Here is a 20,663-nt window from a genome sequence, read left to right as displayed (position 1 = left end):
CTATACAAATAACAATTGATATTCTACCCTATTTAGATGGCTAAAACATCGATTTTATAATAGTATAATAAAACCACAACAACGCTTAGAGGCACCATGATTAAACTAATACAATACTATCGAGATCAAGACCCTGCTGCTCCAAGCATTCTTGAGACAATATTTGCTTATCCTGGGTTACATGCAATATTGCTTCATAGACCCGCAAATCTACTATGGCGTTGTAAATTAAAATTTTTGGGCAGACTCCTGTCTCATATATCTAGATTTCTAACAGGAATCGAAATACATCCTGGGGCAACTATCGGCTCATACTGTTTCATTGATCATGGTATGGGTATTGTAATTGGTGAAACAGCAATAGTTGGAAATTATGTATCACTATATCATGGCGTAACCCTTGGTTCATCTGGAAATCCAAAGCTGAGATACACAAAACGTCACCCAACAGTTGAAGATGAAGTAATAATTGGAGCTGGTGCTAAAATCTTAGGTGATATAACTATTGGCAAACACTGCAGAGTATCGCCAAACAGTCTAATAACTAAAAGTATGGAGCCATATACTACTGCTCTACCCACACAAACAGAGATAGCTCCTCAACCAACTCAATAAAACTTCTATAAAAACGGATAGAGAGTACTCTTTAATGGCATAAAAAAAGCCACTCAAGGTGGCTTTTTAAATTTGGCATCCCGTAGGGGATTCGAACCCCTGTTGCCGCCGTGAAAGGGCGGTGTCCTAGGCCTCTAGACGAACGGGACTTAAGACTTTTAATCACTGTCTTCAGCGATATGATGTGTATTATAATGACTTTTAGACTCTAGTCAAGCAGTTTTTAAAAATTTTTGCTTTTTTTATGCTATGACCAATTAATATAGTGAGCTATTAATATAAAAATCCAAGATACGAAGTACATAAAAATAATAAAAGGTATAATCGCTCTTAACCACTTCACATACGATACCCTAGCTAAAGCTAACATTGCCAAAGTCCCTCCTGCTGTTGGAGATATCATATAAGTAAAGCCATCTCCAACTTGGAATGCTAATATCATAAGCTGTCTTTTCATTTCTACCATATCAGCGACAGGAATTAGGATAGGCATAGTAGCCAGAGCCTGTCCAGACCCACCAGGGATAAAGAAATTTATAACACTTTGAACTAATGTCATCAAAATAGCGGAAACAGAAGCTGGAATATAACTAAGCATATCACCTAGGTAATAAATAATAGAATCTATTATTTGACCCTCTTTAAGAATCACCTGAATAGCTGCAGCCAGACCAATAACTAAAGCTCCAGGAGTAACTCTCGACGCTCCCTCCATCATAAACTTTACATACTGATTAGGGTTGTATTTACAAATAACTGCAACAAACATAGATATAATTAAAAATATCGCAGCAATCTGATTAATATACCAAGGCATACCTAAGACTGATCGCCCATCAGATTTTGTTATACCTGAAAGGATTGAACAAACAGCTATAACAAGTATTCCTAAAGCAAAAACCAGTATGATCAAAATATCTCTTAGGCTCATATGATAATCTTCAATATTTTTAGATAAAAGCGCTTTCCCTTCTTGACACTCTTCTTTAGGAGCTATGAATTTTGCTATATAAAAACCCAATATAGTCAAAGCTACAAAAACCATAATAGTTCGTAAACCAGCTCCTGAAAATAATGGTAAATCAGCTATTTTTTGCGCAACCCCAATAGTATATGGATTTATAGGAGACAGGGCAAAACCCATGCCTATACCACCAACAGCAATACATACACCAACAACTCTTGAAAGACCAAGAGCTGCTGATATTATCAAAGCTACAGGCACTAGTGCGATATTATTCTCATAACCAACAGCTATTCCAAAAATACCATAGATATAAGTAGCCAAAAAGATTAGCAATGTCTTTCTCTTAAAACCTATATGCTTAACTGCGGTTCCTATGGCATGCTCTAATGCTTGTGATTTATCAAGAAGGTGAAATAAACCTCCAGCAATAAATACTATAAACAAATATTCCGAAGCTGATTCTAGCCCTTTTGGAATTGCTTCAAACACACCAAATAAACTAATACCATGATTAGGTAAACGATGAAAAAACTTAGTACCAACTGTAGTAACTCCACTAGCTACATCTTTTGTAAATTCGCCTGCTGGAATAATATATGTCAAAATCGAAGCCAGGATTATAACAATAAATATTATAACCATTGGGTCACTAATTTTGTGATACCACTTTGACTCCAATCTAGCTTTATCACTCATAGTATTACTTCCTATGAGTAATCAAATTTTTGCAAGAATCTCTGTATAACCTTAGCAGCTATAACAGCATCATTATAATCTATCTCTTCTTCAAAATGATGGCTTAAACCATCTTTACAACGCAAGAATAACATTGAGATAGGAGTAAGATTAATCATAGCTAAACCATCATGACCAGCACCACTAAACAATGAAAAAGGAGCTTCACTCTCTTCTTTTATAGCATCAAGAAGTTGATCTTGCATTTTTTTATCACAAAAAGGTCCTTCCATCTCATAATTTTTAGTATAAGAAATTTTCACACTATATTCTTGCTCAACACTTTTAAAGAATTCAGCAATTTTTTCCATTGCTTCTTTTCTCAAACTACTATGTGGAGAGCGTATTTCAATCGTCATATCAACATGATCAGGAATCACATTAACAGCATTAGGAGATACATTTAGCTCACCAACAACACCAACTAAATCTTCTGTTGATTTGAATAGTTTATCGACGAAACGAATAATCTCTGCTGCAGCAACCAAAGCATCTTGTCTCATATTCATAGGAGTTGTACCAGCATGGTTTGCCTTACCTTGAATATTTACAGCATACCTTTGTATACCTGTGATAGCAGTTACCACGCCAACTGGAAGCCCTTTTTGTTCAAGAACTGGACCTTGCTCAATATGTGCTTCAAAGAACCCAAGAACATCATCTTTATTTCTTTTACATTTAGCAATTTCATCTGGATTGGCTCCGATTGATTTAAGAGCATCATAAATTGATATACCATCTTTATCAGTCGCTTTTATTAAGGCATCTAGAGATACGTCTCCATTTAGAGCCTTACTCCCCAATAAAGTCTCTGGAAAACGAATACCCTCTTCATCACCAAAAGCTATAAGCTCAATGCTATAATCAAGCTCAATACCCGCATCGTGCATTTTTTTCAGTACATATAATGGTAAAAGCACACCTAATATTCCATCATATTTTCCACCTTCAATAACACTATCTTGATGAGAGCCTATAATTAAGGTTTTAGAGGTTTTCTTACCTTGCTTTCTGCCAACAACATTTCCCAAAGCATCTAAGTGCGTTTCTAAACCTGCTTCTTGCATCCAGCCATCTATAACAGGGATAATTTGCTTATGCTCTTTACTACAAAATAATCTAGTAACTCCTTTTTGTGATGAGCTAAATGTTGCTGCTGTATCAAAGTACTTTTTTAACTCTGCAATATCATAATTAATTTTCATATTTATCTCTCTTATAGTTTTTCTTATTAAAAAAATGTCTTTTATCCAGCTTTATGTGGATTATTTATAGTTGGTATTGATTTTATAAACTCTTGATAACTGTTTGCAGTATAATATGAATATAGTTTTCGAATATCGGTTATAACTCCATTTTCAGAATAATCGACCCTTAGGTCACAAGGTGGAAGGTCTTCACTAACAACCCTTATAGCCATTGAAACAGCTCCTTGTTTATCTCCTCCAGCTAACAACCCTGCCTCTAGCGAATCTATAATTTGTTCAACAAAATCATCACTCTTAGAGTTCTCATACGCAGAAATCATATTATCTAAAACCTGCTTACCAGCTAGACGATTCCCTGCAACAGCTAAATTCTTCTTAAGGATATGTCCACAGAATGAATCGTTAAACTCACCTGTCCAACCAGCTGTATTACCCTGCTTATCCATGAGAATAAATTGGCGATAATTCGAATTAAGATCTTTTTTAATAACTTCTTTAAGAACTTGTGTTGAATTTTGGTCTTTTAGTAACTCTTTTGCCCAATAGTGGTAAAGATGGTTGGTATAATACCCCTGTGTAGCTGAAACTATCTGATTTGGTAAAGCGTGATGAACAAAGCCTCCTACAGCAACAGATGCTGTAATAGCTCCTACGCCATACTGTTTATCTTTTTTAGCAATAATTGAATAAGTCAAAACAAAACCAAAAGTTAAGTATTAAACTTAAATACTAAATGTTTTGTATACAGATAGCTAGATATTAACTTTTAGATTTTATAAAAAATGAAGAAGGTAAAAATATAGGATTATAGTTCACAAAGTTCTTTGATTGCTTTTTGCAGTCTGGACAATACTTTTTCTTTACCCAAAAGCTTAAGAGTAATACCAATATCAGGTGATTGCCCCGATCCTGTAATAGCAATACGTAATGGCATACCAACTTTACCCATACCAACTTCACACTGCTCTGCTGTTGATGCAACTACGTTATGCAAAGTATCTGGATCTTGCCATTGCTCTTGCGTTAATGATTCAAAATTCTCTAGAAGTTGAATAAATATTGCCCCCGTTGCTGCTTTGATATGCTTTTTAACAGCTTTTTCATCATAGGTAATATCATCACTATAAAAGTAGCTTGATTTTTCTGTAAGCTCTACTAGAGTGTCAACTTTTTCTGCCATAACAGCTACTAGATCTTGAAGCTTAGGGCCGTTAGTGATATCTAAACCAGCTTTGACAAAATGATATTCAACTTCATCTCTGATATCTTCAAAGTTAGATTCTTTAATATAGTGTTTGTTTAACCACTTAAGTTTCTCAAAATCAAAACGTGATGGCGATGCGCTGATGCGCTCCAAATTAAAGGATGCTATCATCTCATCTATAGAAAAAACCTCTTGATCCCCATGCGACCACCCAAGTCTAACTAAATAATTAAGTATAGCCTGAGGTAAATAACCATCTTCACGGTACTGCATAACATTGACCGCACCATGTCGTTTAGACAACTTTGCTCCATCTGGACCAAGAATCATTGGAACATGTGCAAATACCGGAACATGAGCATTTAAGGCTTTATATATGTTGATTTGTTTAGGAGTATTATTAACATGATCATCTCCACGAATAATATGTGTAATACCCATATCCATATCATCAACAACCACACAAAAATTATAAGTAGGTGAACCATCTGCTCTTTGGATAATCATGTCATCAAGCTCTTGATTAGCAATTGAAATCCTACCCTTTACAGCATCATCCCAGCTTACAACTCCGTCAGTAGGATTTTTGAATCTAACTACAAAACTATCGCCCTCTTTTGGCACATAGTTTGTATCACGACATTTACCATCATAACCAGTTTTAAGATTATTTGCTTGTTGGTACTCTCTTAGCTCTTCTAGCCTTTCTTTAGAACAATTACAATAATATGCCTTACCTTCTATTATCAATTGCTTAATAACTTCATGATATCTATCAAAACGCTTTGTCTGATAGTAAATTTCGCCATCATTTTCTAACCCAAGCCAGCTCATACCATCTAAAATTGCATCCACTGCTTCCTGAGTAGACCTTTCTAAATCAGTATCTTCAATTCTTAAAATAAAATTACCTTTTTTATTCTTAGCATAAAGCCAACTGAAAAGTGCTGTACGCACCCCACCAACATGTAAAAAACCTGTTGGGCTTGGTGCAAATCTTGTTGTGATCATATAATAAGTACCTTGAATATAAAATTGCTTAAAGATTAAACTAGAAATAGGTTTCTTGCAAGAGTTAGCAGATCGAATTAGGATGCTGTTTTTGGAAATAGTTATCCATTATATAATACCACCTTTTGTCATTTTGTATGGATCAACGGCTCGACTAAACTCCTCTTCAGACAAAAAACCAAGAGCATTATTTGCCTCAGCTAACGATAAGTTGTTACTATCTGCATAATGCGCCATTTTAGAAGCTTTATCATAGCCTATCACTGGACTAAGAGCTGTAACAAGCATCAATGAGTTTTTGAGATAAAAATCTATTTTGTCATGATTTGGCGTCATACCTTCCAAAAGATATTTTGTAAAGTTCACACAACTTTCTGAAATAATCTTAATCGATTGAATAATATTAAAAATAATCAAGGGCTTATAGACATTCATTTCAAGATATCCTGCAGAACCGCCGATACCAACAGCAACATCATAACCCATTACTTGAGCAGCAACCATTGCCATAGCTTCACATTGTGTAGGATTAACCTTTCCTGGCATAATTGATGATCCAGGCTCATTCTCAGGAATTAACAACTCATGAAACCCTGCTCTAGGGCCACAGCTTAATAGGCGAATGTCATTAGCAATCTTAAATAGTGAATTTGCTAAAGTTTTGAGCTGACCCATAATCGCAACTAAAGCGTCATGTGAACCTTGCACCTCGAATTTATTTATGGCTGTAACAAATGGTAACCCAGTAATAGAAGCAATACGTTTTGCTACAATTTCAGCAAAACCATTAGGTGCATTTAAGCCAGTACCAACAGCTGTTCCACCGAGAGCTATCTCATATACACCTTTTAAAGATTCTTTGATTCTTTGAATATTTTTCTCAAGTAGCGCCGCATAGCCTGAAAACTCCTGTCCGAGAGTTAGTGGCACAGCATCTTGCATATGAGTTCTGCCAATCTTAGCGATAGCTTGCCAGTCGTTGCTCTTTCTTTTTAGAGCATCACACATGTATTCGAGAGCTGGTAATAATTGTTTATTTATCTCAAAAGCAGTAGCAATATACGTCGCACTTGGAAAGGCATCATTTGATGATTGTGACATGTTGACATCATCATTTGGATGAATAGGAGATTTACTACCCTTTTTGCCACCTAGTAGCTCAATCGCTCTGTTTGAAATAACCTCATTGACATTCATATTTGATTGCGTACCACTGCCGGTCATCCAAACATGTAGTGGAAAATGATTATCAAGCTGGCCGGAAATTATATCATCAGAAACTGTAACAATGATATCTCGCTTATTTTTAGGCAAAATACCTAGCTCATTATTGGTAATTGCCGCTGCTTTTTTGATAATGGCTAAAGCCTTGATAACTTCTATAGGCATCAAATCCTTACCTATAGAGAAATGCTCTATAGATCGCTGAGTTTGAGCACCCCAATAATATCTGTCATCAACTTTGACTTCCCCCATACTATCAGTTTCTATTCTATACAAAGCCATCACCCACAGTGAACATCTTGATAAATCTAAGATAACATCAATAACACTAAAAACAAACTTAACAAATAGCATAATAGATCACTATTGAATTTAGTAACTAAAGAATATTAAATATTGCTTATAAGCTAATTATGGATATCAGTTACCATGGAATTATTTGAATTTTTGATTGATCCTAACTACAAGTTACTATTAGTTATCCCTGTAGCAATACTCTATTATGCATTTAATTTTTATTTGGTGAAATTGAGAAAGTAAGTGTCTTTAGTCATCATAAGATAAAAGATATGGCTGAAATAATAGAGAAAATAAACTCTACTACAGACCCTATCGCTAGAGCAGCTTTGTATTTACAATTTAAGATAGATCATAAAAACTTTCTCAAGCGTGAATTTGCAATAGCTCCACCGAGATTTAGAGATATTTACTTACTAAATAAACTTACTGAGTATCTTTCTTTTCAAGAAATAAAAAAATTAAACAAACTAAAAGCCGTTATTTTTGATAATAAAAACAATACTTTTTATATTACTCCAAGTTTAAAAATCCTAAGGAAAGTAATAACTAGTTTCATTACGTTTATACTTTTAACACTATTAGCATTTTTAGTGTTAATAGTCTTTGATAAAATCATCTATCTAAACTTTGAAATAAAAGGCAGTATAAAAATAATGAGATATTTCTATGAAACTATGATCTCAATATTTATGTTACTAATGTATATAAAAACTTTAAAATCAATTTCACTAATAATATTTCTAAAAAAAGATTTCCCAAAAATAATAGCGAAGTTACCAGAAAATTTTAATTGGAAATGTCCTGTAAGGGTTAATTGCTAAATAACTTTAAGATGAGTCTATAACTCAAAAAACATTGTTGTATATTTTTGAATCAAATATACTGAGTTAATCTTTTGATAAAATTTTACTTTTTAATTATGAATATCGTCGAATATGCCAAAACTCGCTACACTACAAAAGCTTATGATCCAACAAAAAAGTTAAACTCTGAACAAGTCCAACAAATAAAAGACTTGCTAAGATTCACACCGTCAAGTGTAAACTCACAGCCATGGCATTTTATCCTAGCAACATCTGATAAGGCAAAAGCCAAAATTTCAAAAGCTGCTGAAAATATACACCCAAAAAATGTAACAAATATTAAAGACTGTGCTTTGGCTATAGTATTTTGCCTAAAAACTGATATCGATGACAAATATCTACAGCTACTTCTTGATCAAGAGCGTAAAGATGGTAGATTTCCTACTTCAGATTTTGAAAATATGCAAAGAGATGTACGCAAAAAATTTGCTCTAGCATACAAAGACAAACCACAAGAATTACAGATTTGGACAGAAAAGCAGCTTTATATTGCCCTTGGTAATATTCTATTAGGATTATCCGCACTGAAAATAGATGCTACGCCAATGGAAGGTATCGAAGCTAATATAATAGACGAAGAATTTAATCTAAGAGAAAAAGGTTATAAAACATCCGTGGTTGTAACTGTTGGTTATGCTTCAGAAGAAGATTTTAATGCTAAATTACCAAAATCTAGACTACCTGAAGATAAAATATTTACAGAAATTTAGCTTATTACATTAACACTACGGTTTTGATAAAAATATCATTATAGTTGAGAAAGCTTTTATGAAAAAAAATCTACTAAAAATCACATCTCTTGATGATATGCGTAAAATTTATCATCGTAGAGTTCCTAAAATGTTTGTTGATTACTGTGAATCAGGCTCATGGCAACAAAAAACTCTAGAGCATAATCAAAAAGATTTTGATAAATACTTTTTTAGGCAAAAAGTACTAACTGATATCCAACATCGATCATTAAAAACCAAAATTCTTGGTCAAGAATACAGTATGCCTTTAGCATTTGCTCCAGTTGGTCTACTTGGAATGCAGCATGCAGATGGCGAGATTCATGCTGCCAAAGCAGCTGAAGAATTTGGTATTCCTTTTACACTATCGACAATGTCTATCTGCTCTACAGAAGAAGTAGCTAAGCATACAACCAAACCTTTTTGGTTTCAGTTGTATATGATGAAAGATAGAAAGTTTATGGCAAATCTTATAGCAAGTGCAAAGCATGCTGGTTGTAGTGCCCTAGTACTAACTGCTGACCTACAAATGCTAGGTAACCGCCATGCCGATATAAAAAATGGCTTAACAGTACCTCCAAAACCTACTCTTAAAAATCTAATTAACCTAAGTACTAGAACATACTGGTGCTTGAATATGTTAAAAACCAAAAATAGAACCTTTGGTAATATTGCAAATCACGCTGAAAATAAAGGTGGTTTTGCATCTCTTGGTAAATGGACAAATGAACAATTTGATTTAAGCCTAAATTGGCATGATGTCGAGTGGGTACAAAAACAATGGAATGGTCCAATGATTATCAAGGGGATTATGGGTACACAAGATGCTGTTATGGCGCAAAATACTGGTGCTGATGCAATAGTAGTCTCAAATCATGGCGGTCGCCAATTAGATGGAGCGCCTTCTAGCATATCTATGCTTGAAGAGATAGTTGATGCTGTAGATCCAAAGCTTGAAGTTCTAATTGATAGTGGTATTCGTAGCGGTCAAGATTTACTCAAAGCAAAAGCTCTCGGAGCTAAAGCTGGACTAATTGGTAGACCAATGGTTTACGGTCTTGGTGCTTATGGCGAACAAGGTGCTTACAGAGTACTTGAAATTTTCCATCAAGAAATGGATAAAACTATGGCATTTTGTGGTTTCACAGATATCAATAATGTAGATAAATCTATACTAGTAAAATAAGACTATCCCCTAACCTGCCCATTTCCTCTAATAATATATTTTAGAGTTGTAAGTTCATTGATACCCATTGGTCCTCTAGCATGAAGCTTCTGCGTACTAATACCAATCTCGCCGCCAAAACCAAATTCAGAACCATCTGTAAATCTAGTTGAAGCATTAGCATATACAGCTGCAGCATCTACTTCATTTAAGAAAATCTCTGTATTTGTATAATTTTCAGTACTATACACTCTGAATGCATACTACCATGGGTATTAATATGCTCTATAGCTTCATTAATATTTGCCACTGTTTTGATAGAAAGTACTAAATCTAAATATTCAGTATCCCAATCTTCTGTAGTCGCTAGTGTAGCATTTTCTAGATATTTTAAACTCTCATTATTGGCTCTTAGTTCAACGTTGTATTTAGCAAGCTCTATTTCTAACTTAGGTAAGAATTTCTCCGCTATATTTTGATGAACTAAAAGAGTTTCTAAGGCATTGCAAACTCCAGGGCGCTGGGTTTTTGCATTTATAACTATCTTTATAGCTTTATCTAAATCTGCAAACTCATCAATATAAGTGTGACAAATCCCCGCCCCTGTTTCTATCATTGGAACAGTAGCCTGCTGTTGGATAGCCTTTTTAAGACTTTTGCCACCTCTTGGAACTATCACATCAATATATTTATCTAGTGTTACTAACTCTGTTACACGCTCTCTGGTGATATCCTCGACTAACTGTACTATATTTTTTGATAACCCATGCTTTTCACATACCTCTTGGAAAATATTTTTCAAAGCTATATTTGTATGTAAAGCATCAGAACCTCCTCTAAGGATAATAGCATTACCTGATTTTAATGCTAATGCTCCAGCATCTATAGTTACATTTGGGCGTGATTCAAAAATCATTGCGATTACACCTAGTGGCACTCTAACTTGAGAGATTGTCATTCCTTTAGGGTGCTTAAAACCTTTCTCAACCTTGCCTATAGGATCTGCAAAATCAGCAATTTGCCTAACCCCTTGAGCCATAGATTCTATTCGTGCTGGAGTTAGTGTTAATCTATCAATAAATGCTTTTGATAAATTATTTTTTTTAGCATTATCTAGATCTTTTTGATTCTGTTGCAAAATATGCTCAGCATTGTCTAACAATGATTTTTCTAACTGATGTAACACATTATTCTTAAACTCTGTATTTGCTTGAGCTAACTCTTTTGCAGCTTGCTTAGCATTTTTACCCATTTCTACGATAGACAAGCTCATCTAACTCTCCTTTAAAAACATATTATCAACATGGACAACTTCATTATAGTCACAATGCCCTAAAATATTAGCAATATTATAACTTTTATGTCCTTTGATTTTTGCCAAATCTTGTGATGAATAATTAACCAGTCCAGTGGCTATTTCTTGAGTATCTTCACTACAAACAACAACCGTAGCACCCTTTTGAAAATCTCCATTTATAGAAATAATTCCACATGGTAAAAGACTCTTGTTTTGTTTTAGGGCTGTAACAGCTCCTTTATCAATTATAATTTGTCCTCGCTTATGGCTACTATAAGTTATCCAATGCTTTTTAGCTGTAATTTCTTTTTTATTATTTTTTGCAAATAATGTCCCGATATCATCTCCCAATATTATCTCCAAAAGAATTTTAGGATCTTCTCCACTGGCAATAACCATATTAACACCACCAGCCACAGCAATCTCAGCTGCCTTAATCTTAGTAGCCATACCTCCTGTACCAAATTTAGAACCCACGTCACCAGCCATAGCTCGAATATCATCTGAAATTTCTGGGATAATATTTAAAAGTTTTGCTGAGCTATCTATACGTGGATTTGCTGTATACAGACCATCAATATCCGAGAGAATAATCAATAAATCAGCATCTATTAAATTTGCAACTAATGCCGATAAAGTATCATTATCACCAACCTTAATCTCATCAACTACTACCGCATCATTTTCATTAACGATTGGGATAACTCCTTTTGCCAATAAAGCTGAAAAAGCATTTCGTGCATTTAGGTATCTTTCTCTATTAGCAACATCATCTTTTGTCAGAAGCAACTGAGCAATATTCTTACCATATTCAGAGAAAAGCTTTTGATATAAATGAGTCAAAGCCACTTGCCCTACTGCTGCTACAGCTTGCTTCTCTGGTAGAGTTTTTGGCTTTTGTTGCAGCCCTAACTTACCCATACCCGCACCAACAGCTCCTGATGTTACAAGTATTACTTCATAGCCTTGATTATGTAGGTCTGATAACTGTCTAATTAGCTTTTCTATTCGATAAATATTTAGTAGACCTGTTTGATGAGTTAGAGTACTAGTCCCAACTTTTACAACTATTCTCTTAACCGCATTTAGTAACTCTTTTCTTTGCATATTTTTTGATAATTCATTTGCAATTTGAAACAAGTTTATACTAGCTTATGAGTTTATTTAATCATTTAAATACGTATTTGAAAAAATTATGATTTAAAGTCTAAAAGAGTACCTAGAATACCTATACTTGCCATTCACCACTTTTGTATTTCACAATAACCTCTAATACAGCTGGTGCGACGAATTCAGTATCATCAAAGTCAAACCATTTGATTGCCGAAATTTCAGCACACGGCTTAATTTCTTGATTAATATCGGCTGTAAAACACTCTAAAGATACCGTTGTGGTTCTATCATGATTATCCGTGGTTATGTTCCCCAGGTAACGCATATCATCTGTTGTAAGCTCCAGACTTAACTCTTCTTTTAGCTCTCTTACAATAGTTTGGATAGGTGTTTCATTTTGCTCAATTTTACCACCTGCTTGATACCAGATAGTATTATCTCTAGTTCTAGTCAAAAGAATTTTATTATCTTTGATAGCGACAAAAGCTGCTGCATGGATCATTAATTTACTTCCCTAACCATTTAAATGATTTTTTAAGAAAGTCTACAGCATTTGTTTCAATATTTTTACCATGAGCAACAATTATTCTCTCAGGTTGCCAAGCCAAGATTCTCTCAAAACACTCTCGAGCCTGTTTTTTACCAAAAAAGAATGACATTCGCCAATCTATAGGAGTTTTACCATTTGGGGCAACTATACCTGATAACTTAGCTATCAAGCCTTTAAATCCTGTAAAGTAGTTCTCACCAAAATTCTCTATAAGATCTGTAAGTATCAAAGTTTTAGATGGCTTGTGAAAGAACACAACCTCTTGCATTACCTTACTACCTTTAAATATTAGCTGATCAATTTCATTCTGCCATTGAGCTTCAGGAAGATCTTTTAGATCAGTAGTAAAATTAATATCTTTTCTTTTTTCTCTAAGACCTGGTGAAGCATATACCTCGGCATTAGGATAAAGCTCTAACCAATCTTGTAAAAATAGATGATGAATTTTATTTGGGGAGATTAGATAATTAATATTACCAAGCTTTGATACTTCTTGCATTAGCTCATTATTTGGCTTAATTGGTGAGTGAATAAATAAATCATTATTCTCAAGCCTTATAATCGTCATTCTTGTCGTATACGGAAGACCAAAAAAAGGAACGGCTCCACCATCTACAACCCAGATATTTTCAGCAAGTTGATTCAACATAATCTTATGCTAGACAGTGAAATATGAAATGAGTCAAAAAATATTGAATAAAATATAAAACAGAGACAGTAACTATCATCGGTATTATCAAAAACTTTTTATTTTCATCAAATACAGCAAAAATAATAGCAAAAACAATACTAAGCACTCCCGAAATCTTAATAGCCCCATATATTGACATCCAAACAAAACCATAAGACTTTAGAACACTATAAACATGTTCTGATGCTGCAAAGCTTACTGCTAAATAACCAACAAAAAGACCAGCAACAAACCAAAATATTGCTGTAAACAAGTTTTTCAAAATATAGTCAAGCAATACAAAAGATTTTTTCATACCTACAAATTCCCAATTTAAAATATCATGCAAATAAAATTGTTTTAAGATTAAACTAGAAATTTGATGGTTTCAAGACAGTTATTTAATAAGCTCTTATTCATTAACACAAAACTAAAGTAATAATTATAGAAAATTATCAAAATAAGCGTATAAATATATACTCTGCACACCAAATAGTTTTAAATGTTTATTTATATGTTTTTATAAATTTGAGGAGTTGCCAATGTCATTTTATTCGATCCAAAATGAACTAGTAGAGAGCTATAAATCTGAAGTTGAGCTTAAGTATAAGATGTTAAATGGCCTTTTTTTGAGCACTCCTCTTGATAAAGAGCACAATGCAAATGCAATGCTAGCTACATTTGCGAATATCTGTAAAGATCTCATTGAAAATGCTAAAGACCCAATAGAGACTATTGAAAATCTATATCCTGAAATGTCAGAAGAGCAAAAGCTTCAAATCTTTGTCAAATTCATACGCTATATTGAACGACAAACAGTCTTGATAGATGCTCTTGAAGAAGCTGCTTATGCCAAAACACATGATTTAAATGGTGAGTATAGCATCACAAGGCTAGCTAGAAGAGTCGAACGACACGATAAGCAAAATGCTCTAAGTAGAGCCTTACAAGAGTATAAAACAAGACTTGTACTCACAGCTCATCCTACGCAATTTTATGCAAAATTAGTACTACCGATTATCCATGATCTAAAAAAGGCGATTATCGACAATGATATAAATAAAATTCAGGATATTTTCCTACAAATGGGAAAAACTAAATTCAGCAATAAAACTAAACCAACACCTGAAGATGAGGCTGTTTCGATAATATGGTATTTAAATAATATTTTTTATAATGTGATTCCAAAAATTCAACATAAACTAACTAACGATAGCACTAATATTGAAATTGGATTTTGGCCAGGTGGAGATCGTGATGGTAACCCTTTTGTGACAGCAAATGTTACCAAAAAAGTTTCTAAACACTTAAGAACAAGTATATTAAATAGCTACAACAAAGATTTAAAGAGATTAATCAAAAAACTTACTTTTGAAAATGTCCATGAAGAGCTTACAAAAATACGCAAAAGACTAAAAACTAATAAATATTCCAACTCACAAACATTCTTGGATGATTTAGTCAAAGTAAAAAATGTCGTAGATAGTGAATATAACTCCTTATTTGTTGATAAACTCGATAATCTTATCCTAAAAGTCAAAATTTTTGGCTTTCATTTTGCTAAATTGGATATTCGTCAAAATGCCAAAATACATAATCAGTTTTTTAATGAACTTTTTAGTGAGAACTATAACCTTGACTATCAAGCACTCAGTGACTCCGAGAAAGTCAAACACCTTGTCGAACTCGCTGAACAAAAATCTTTTAAAGAACTAGAGGTCAATAGCGATCTAGCTAGAGAACTTCTAGAGACTATTGAAGTTATACAATATATTCAGCAACATAGTGGTTACGATGCCATTCAAAGATATATCATAAGTAATGCTGACTCTACTGTAAGTATCTTAGAGGTTTTGACAATATTTAAACTCTTCAACAAAGATATCGATACTAATAATAAAATAAAAATTGAAGTAGTGCCTTTATTTGAGACTATGGAAGATCTCAAGAATTCGACAAAAATCATTGATGAACTACTCAAAATACAGCTCTACACAGACAATCTCAAAGCATGGCAAAATACTCAAACTATTATGCTTGGGTTCTCTGATGGTACCAAAGATGGTGGTTATTTCATGGCTAACTGGTCTATCCTTGAGGCTAAGAGAGCTCTAAGCAAATATCTTAGCTCAAAAGGTATCAAACCAATATTTTTTGATGGTCGTGGTGGCCCTCCTTCACGTGGAGGTGGAGATATGTTTCTATTCTATAAAGGACTATCTAATGTTGTCTCAAATCATGATGTACAGATAACTATCCAAGGACAAAGTATCTCTTCAAAATTTGGTAATACCAATAGCGCTCAATATAATCTTGAGCAAATTTTGACATCTGGCTTATATGGCAAACTAAACTTACACAATGCACATAGACTTAATCCTACAGAGACTTCTCTTATAAATGAGCTAGGAAAACTTTCTTTCGACACCTACATAAATCTAAAAAATCATCCGCAATTTATTGACTATATTACCGAAATCACTCCTTTGAAATATATTAGTGAAATGAATGTCGGATCTCGCCCCGCTAAAAGAAACTCTAGCGATAAATTTAAACTAGATGACCTTCGAGCTATACCTTATGGTGCTGCTTGGACTCAAATGAGACAGAGTATCTTAGCATTTTATGGCTTAGGAACAGCTATAAGTACCGTAGTGACAAAAGATAACAACAATCTAACCGCACTACAAAAAATATATAAACGCTCACTTATAATCAAAGGAATATTTGATAATGCTCTACAAAGTATTGCTCAAACAAATTTCAATATTACAAAGCATATAAGTAAAGATCCTAAATACAGTGCCTTTTGGCAACAATTGTTCGATGAGCATCAATTAGCTAAAAAATATCTCTTAGCTGTAACTGAAAAAGATGAGAACTTCTTGCATGCAAATCCTGTCAAAGAAAGATCTATCAAAATGAGAGATGATATAACTCTACCTTTGGTTATATTGCAACAATATGCGTTAGACTGCCTAAGAAAGAATCCTAATCATAAACATAAGAAGCTTCTGAAAACTATAATCAAAAAATCTCTAGCAGCTAATATAAATGCTAATCAGAATTCTATATAAATTAATTTTATCCAGAAAATTGTAGAAATAAGGTGATCTATAAGTAGCTATACTAATGCTTGCTTCTTCTCTAAAGTCTTAGCATAAAGCTCTTGATACTTAGCTAACTTTTCTTGCTCTGCAGCAACAACTGCCTCTGGAGCATTTGAGACAAATCTTTCATTAGAAAGCTTCTTCTGTACTCTATCAACTTCGTCTTTTAGCTTATCTAGCTCTTTATCTAATCTTGCTTTTTCAGCTTCGATATCAACCAAACCTGCTAATGGGATATTTAACTCAAGCCCTTCGATAATCTGTGATAAAGATGTTGGCGGATTATCATTAAACTCAATATTATTTATTCTAGCTAACGCTTTGATAAAGCCTTCTGTTTGAGCTAAGTATTCTCTGTCCTTAGCAGCAACATCTTTGACTACTAGAGAAATCTTTAAAGATGGCTTGATACCGACTTCACTACGCATATTACGTAGAGTTGTAACAACATTTTGTAACCATACGATAGCTTTTTCAGCTTCTGGAGCTTCTAAATCTTGAGTAGCTACAGGATAAGATACATCCATAATTGTATCTTTAGCATCATTTAAATGTGCTTTTAACTGCTGATAAATACTCTCTGTAATAAATGGTATAAGCGGATGCGCTAAAGCAAGGATATTTTCTAAAACTTTAGTAAGAGTATATTTAACACCATTTTTTTGTTGCTCAGATAGTGAATCATCTTTTAGAGCAACTTTTGCGAACTCAACATACCAGTCACAGTAGTTATTCCATACAAGATCATAAATAGTGTTTGCTACTAAATCAAAACGATAGTTAGCAAGATGTCTATGTACATCAGCAGTAGCAGTGTTTAACACACTCCAAATCCACTTATCAGCCACACCTAACTCATAGTTATCACAAACTTTATAATCATCAAGGTTCATCATCACAAATCTTGAAGCATTCCATAACTTATTACAGAAGTTACGATAACCCTCGACTCTCGCAGTATCAAAACTGATATCACGCGATGTAGATGCCAATGCAGCATAAGTAAATCTGACGGCATCAGCACCATAAGCGCTGATACCTTCAGGGAATTCTTTTTTAGTTGCCTTTTCAATTTTAGCTTTCATTTGTGGTTGCATTAGACCAGTAGTTCTCTTTTTCAGAAGCTCATCTAGTGAAATACCATCTATCAAATCTACAGGATCCAATACATTACCTTTAGATTTTGACATTTTCTGCCCTTCGCTATCGCGAATAAGTCCTGTGATATAGATATCTCTAAATGGCACATCATTCATAAAATACATGCCAAACATCATCATTCTAGCTACCCAGAAGAAGATAATATCAAAACCAGTTACAAGTACGCTTGTTGGATAGTATTTTGCCAACTCTGGAGTTTGCTCAGGCCAACCTAATGTACTAAATGGCCATAATGCCGATGAGAACCAAGTATCAAATACATCTTCATCTTGCTTGATAGTCACATCATCCGCCAAATTATATTTAGCTCTAACATCAACCTCACTTTCACCTACATAAGCATTACCTACTTCATCATACCAAGCTGGGATTCTATGACCCCACCATAGTTGACGTGATACACACCAATCTTGAATATCTCTCATCCACGCAAAATAAGTATTTTTCCAATTATCTGGTACAAATCTTACATCGCCCTTTTCAACTGCTTCTATAGCAGGTTTTGCTAGCACATCAGCTTTGACAAACCATTGTTTAGTTAGATATGGCTCAAGAATTTCTCCTGTTCTATCTCCAGTTGGCACTTTTAGCGCATGTGGTTCTATCTTATCTAAAAGACCCAAAGCCTCCATATCAGCAACTATTTGCTTACGCGCTTCAAATCTATCTAAACCTTGATATTTTGATGGTACATTTGTATTTAATGTCGCATCATCAGTTAGAATATTTAGCATTGGCAAATCATGTCTTTTGCCCATTTCATAGTCATTAAAATCATGAGCTGGAGTGATCTTGACACAACCTGTTCCAAAGTCTTTTTCGACATAATCATCAGCGATAATTGGAATCTGTCTATCTGTAAGTGGTAGATTTATCATCTTACCAACTAAATGAGTGTATCTTTCATCTTCTGGATGGACTGCAACTGCCATATCACCGAGCATTGTCTCTGGACGAGTTGTTGCGATTATGATCTTCTCATCACTATCAGCTACCGGATATACGAAATGCCAAAGTGAGCCCTGCTTATCTACTTGGGCAACTTCCAAGTCTGAAACTGCTGTCTTTAATTTAGGGTCCCAGTTTACTAATCTCTCGCCACGATATGCTAAGCCATCTTCGTATAATTTGATAAAGCATTTTTTAACAGCATCAGATAAACCATCATCCATTGTAAATCTCTCACGATCCCAATCTGGAGAAGCTCCTATTCTACGCATCTGTGATGTAATAGTGCCACCTGATAGCTCTTTCCATTCCCAAACCTTACTTACAAAATTCTCACGACCTAAGTCATGTCTTGAAATATCTTGAGCATTTAGCTGTCTCTCTACAACCATTTGTGTAGCAATACCAGCATGATCAGTACCTGGTTGCCAAAATGTATCTTTGCCTGACATACGGTTATAACGGATCAAAATATCCATCAATGACATCTGGAAGCCATGTCCCATATGCAGTGTACCTGTTACATTTGGTGGAGGTAGCATGATTGTATAAGTATCTTTTGAGTCAGTATTACCACATGCAAACTTACCTGAAGCTTCCCAATTTTGATAATTAGACTGCTCTATTTCTTTTGGATTATAGTTTTTATTCATTTCTTGAGTCATTTATAATGCCTAAATATATAAGTTTATAGAAAAAATTAATGCTGATAATTTTAACAAAGTTCTTTAGAAAGTACTATTAGTCACTAGTTAAATAATACCAAGGTTTACCATCAATAAGCTAGCTATGTCCAATAGCAACACTAACTATCTTTGGTAGTAGTTATTTCTAAATTTGAGTTCTTATAGTAAACATACTTCTTACGCGAAGCCTGCAAAGCTCTATCTTCCTGATAAACAAACTCTTTTAACTCTTTGATTTTAACTCGTTGAGGATCAACTGCTACTTCCATGATATTAATCAAAACATCATAACCTGAAGTGATAAATAAATTATCTGTAATAAGAATCGGAATATTTTTATATTGGTTATATTCTCTAGCAGCTATAGCACAATGATGCGGTATAAAAGAATCTTGACCATCTTGCCATAAATCATCATCAAGCTGTTTTGCAATACCTGTAGGAGCAAGAATCGCTATTGTTTTGCATTCATCATATTCTTTGATAACTGTATCAATCAACACTTCTAGCATTTGGTTAATATCTGGCGTTTGTAAAACTCTAAACTCTACTTTCATCACAAATATTACCACTCCAAAAATTACAATTTAGCTATCTACCAAAATACACAACCATAATAATACAAATAGAATCTATAGACAAATGGCTAGATACTATTTATCTACTGAGTCTGACTTTACAAAGACCCCTGAAGTATAGCTATTAGTCCTAAAATCATCATAACTATTATACGAAGAAAGCTCCACTTTATCAGCTGATTCTAGTCTTAGCACATAATATCCTTTCGACCAATCAATATCATAATTAGCAATAGCAGATACCGCTTTTTTAGATGCTACACTATCTCCATATAGCACTAGTTTATACGGCCCAATATCACAAAATGTTGGTGAACAATTTCCCTTTAGACTAATCAAAGGGTTACCTTTAGCATCGGCAGTTATTTCAAACTTAACTATGGATTGAGTGTTTTTATCCACATTAGCCCAAGTCCCGAGAAAATTAGAATAATCTAACTTTTTATCTTTTGCATAAAGACTAAAAGGCAATAGTACTAGAGTTAAACAAACTATTAACTTAAATCTATGAAACATATCTTCTTATA

At 34.0% G+C, this 20,663-nt stretch carries 19 protein-coding genes and 1 tRNA gene; 5 read left to right on the top strand and 15 right to left on the bottom strand.

Going from position 1 to position 20,663, the window contains the following annotated elements; genetic code table 11:
* Window positions 1-96: 96 nt before the first annotated feature.
* Window positions 97-615: a serine O-acetyltransferase EpsC gene (gene epsC, locus F7308_RS01070; RefSeq protein WP_013922005.1), complete on the top strand. Its 519-nt coding sequence runs from the start codon at window positions 97-99 to the stop codon at window positions 613-615.
* 73 nt (window positions 616-688) lie between these two features.
* On the opposite strand, the gene F7308_RS01065 is transcribed toward epsC, so the two are convergent.
* The 6 genes from F7308_RS01065 to fumC form a co-directional block, all read right to left on the bottom strand.
* Window positions 689-764 (bottom strand) — tRNA-Glu (locus F7308_RS01065).
* Between the two features lie 98 nt (window positions 765-862).
* Entirely contained in the window at window positions 863-2,278 is a 1,416-nt protein-coding gene (locus F7308_RS01060; RefSeq protein ID WP_013922004.1) for a YfcC family protein, read from the bottom strand.
* Window positions 2,279-2,289: 11 nt separating this feature from the next.
* Window positions 2,290-3,522 carry a M20 family metallo-hydrolase gene (locus F7308_RS01055; RefSeq protein WP_013922003.1) on the bottom strand — a complete coding sequence of 411 codons (1,233 nt, stop codon included), beginning with the start codon at window positions 3,520-3,522 and terminating at the stop codon, window positions 2,290-2,292.
* Between the two features lie 41 nt (window positions 3,523-3,563).
* Window positions 3,564-4,220, bottom strand: a complete 657-nt coding sequence (locus tag F7308_RS01050) for a DUF1028 domain-containing protein (protein WP_013922002.1) — start codon at window positions 4,218-4,220, stop codon at window positions 3,564-3,566.
* Window positions 4,221-4,330: 110 nt separating this feature from the next.
* Window positions 4,331-5,740, bottom strand: coding sequence for a glutamate--tRNA ligase (gene gltX / locus F7308_RS01045; protein ID WP_013922001.1), 1,410 nt, complete (start codon window positions 5,738-5,740; stop codon window positions 4,331-4,333).
* A gap of 108 nt (window positions 5,741-5,848) precedes the next feature.
* The gene (gene fumC, locus F7308_RS01040) at window positions 5,849-7,240 is read right to left on the bottom strand and encodes a class II fumarate hydratase (RefSeq protein ID WP_041263873.1); all 1,392 of its coding nucleotides are present in this window, start codon (window positions 7,238-7,240) and stop codon (window positions 5,849-5,851) included.
* Window positions 7,241-7,533: 293 nt separating this feature from the next.
* Here fumC and F7308_RS01035 point away from each other — a divergent pair, with 293 nt between their 5' ends.
* From F7308_RS01035 to F7308_RS01025, 3 genes are all read left to right on the top strand, one after another.
* A complete protein-coding gene (locus tag F7308_RS01035) occupies window positions 7,534-8,085 on the top strand; it encodes a hypothetical protein (protein WP_013921999.1) in 552 nt (183 codons plus the stop codon).
* A 98-nt stretch (window positions 8,086-8,183) separates the two neighbouring features.
* Window positions 8,184-8,837: an oxygen-insensitive NAD(P)H nitroreductase gene (gene nfsB, locus F7308_RS01030; RefSeq protein WP_013921998.1), complete on the top strand. Its 654-nt coding sequence runs from the start codon at window positions 8,184-8,186 to the stop codon at window positions 8,835-8,837.
* 58 nt (window positions 8,838-8,895) lie between these two features.
* Entirely contained in the window at window positions 8,896-10,044 is a 1,149-nt protein-coding gene (locus F7308_RS01025; protein ID WP_013921997.1) for an alpha-hydroxy acid oxidase, read from the top strand.
* Window positions 10,045-10,046: 2 nt separating this feature from the next.
* Here F7308_RS01025 and F7308_RS10510 read toward each other — a convergent pair whose 3' ends face one another.
* From F7308_RS10510 to F7308_RS00995, 6 genes are all read right to left on the bottom strand, one after another.
* On the bottom strand, window positions 10,047-10,274 hold the full coding sequence (locus tag F7308_RS10510; RefSeq protein ID WP_041263575.1) for a hypothetical protein: 228 nt from the start codon (window positions 10,272-10,274) through the stop codon (window positions 10,047-10,049).
* Entirely contained in the window at window positions 10,232-11,296 is a 1,065-nt protein-coding gene (locus tag F7308_RS01015; protein ID WP_013921996.1) for a glutamate-5-semialdehyde dehydrogenase, read from the bottom strand. Before F7308_RS01015 ends, F7308_RS10510 begins: the two co-directional genes overlap by 43 nt.
* Window positions 11,297-12,427: a glutamate 5-kinase gene (gene proB / locus F7308_RS01010; protein WP_041263871.1), complete on the bottom strand. Its 1,131-nt coding sequence runs from the start codon at window positions 12,425-12,427 to the stop codon at window positions 11,297-11,299.
* A 121-nt stretch (window positions 12,428-12,548) separates the two neighbouring features.
* On the bottom strand, window positions 12,549-12,935 hold the full coding sequence (locus F7308_RS01005; RefSeq protein ID WP_013921994.1) for an NUDIX hydrolase: 387 nt from the start codon (window positions 12,933-12,935) through the stop codon (window positions 12,549-12,551).
* 4 nt (window positions 12,936-12,939) lie between these two features.
* Window positions 12,940-13,632 carry a DUF4336 domain-containing protein gene (locus F7308_RS01000; RefSeq protein WP_013921993.1) on the bottom strand — a complete coding sequence of 231 codons (693 nt, stop codon included), beginning with the start codon at window positions 13,630-13,632 and terminating at the stop codon, window positions 12,940-12,942.
* 4 nt (window positions 13,633-13,636) lie between these two features.
* On the bottom strand, window positions 13,637-13,969 hold the full coding sequence (locus F7308_RS00995) for a hypothetical protein (protein WP_013921992.1): 333 nt from the start codon (window positions 13,967-13,969) through the stop codon (window positions 13,637-13,639).
* A 226-nt stretch (window positions 13,970-14,195) separates the two neighbouring features.
* Here F7308_RS00995 and F7308_RS00990 point away from each other — a divergent pair, with 226 nt between their 5' ends.
* A complete protein-coding gene (locus F7308_RS00990; protein WP_013921991.1) occupies window positions 14,196-16,730 on the top strand; it encodes a phosphoenolpyruvate carboxylase in 2,535 nt (844 codons plus the stop codon).
* A 47-nt stretch (window positions 16,731-16,777) separates the two neighbouring features.
* Here the strand turns inward: F7308_RS00990 and F7308_RS00985 are convergent, their stop codons facing one another.
* The 3 genes from F7308_RS00985 to F7308_RS00975 all read right to left on the bottom strand — a co-directional run bounded on the left by F7308_RS00985 (window position 16,778) and on the right by F7308_RS00975 (window position 20,652).
* Window positions 16,778-19,537: a valine--tRNA ligase gene (locus F7308_RS00985; RefSeq protein WP_013921990.1), complete on the bottom strand. Its 2,760-nt coding sequence runs from the start codon at window positions 19,535-19,537 to the stop codon at window positions 16,778-16,780.
* A 140-nt stretch (window positions 19,538-19,677) separates the two neighbouring features.
* The gene (locus tag F7308_RS00980; protein ID WP_012280060.1) at window positions 19,678-20,115 is read right to left on the bottom strand and encodes a DNA polymerase III subunit chi; all 438 of its coding nucleotides are present in this window, start codon (window positions 20,113-20,115) and stop codon (window positions 19,678-19,680) included.
* A gap of 96 nt (window positions 20,116-20,211) precedes the next feature.
* Entirely contained in the window at window positions 20,212-20,652 is a 441-nt protein-coding gene (locus F7308_RS00975) for a hypothetical protein (RefSeq protein ID WP_013921989.1), read from the bottom strand.
* Between the last annotated feature and the right edge of the window lie 11 nt (window positions 20,653-20,663).

Origin of the sequence: Francisella salina (assembly GCF_000219045.1) — a bacterium.
Taxonomy (GTDB): Bacteria; Pseudomonadota; Gammaproteobacteria; order Francisellales; family Francisellaceae; genus Francisella; species Francisella salimarina.
The sequence above is the reverse complement of the archived record's forward strand: the minus strand, read 5'-3'. Positions and strand labels throughout refer to the sequence as shown.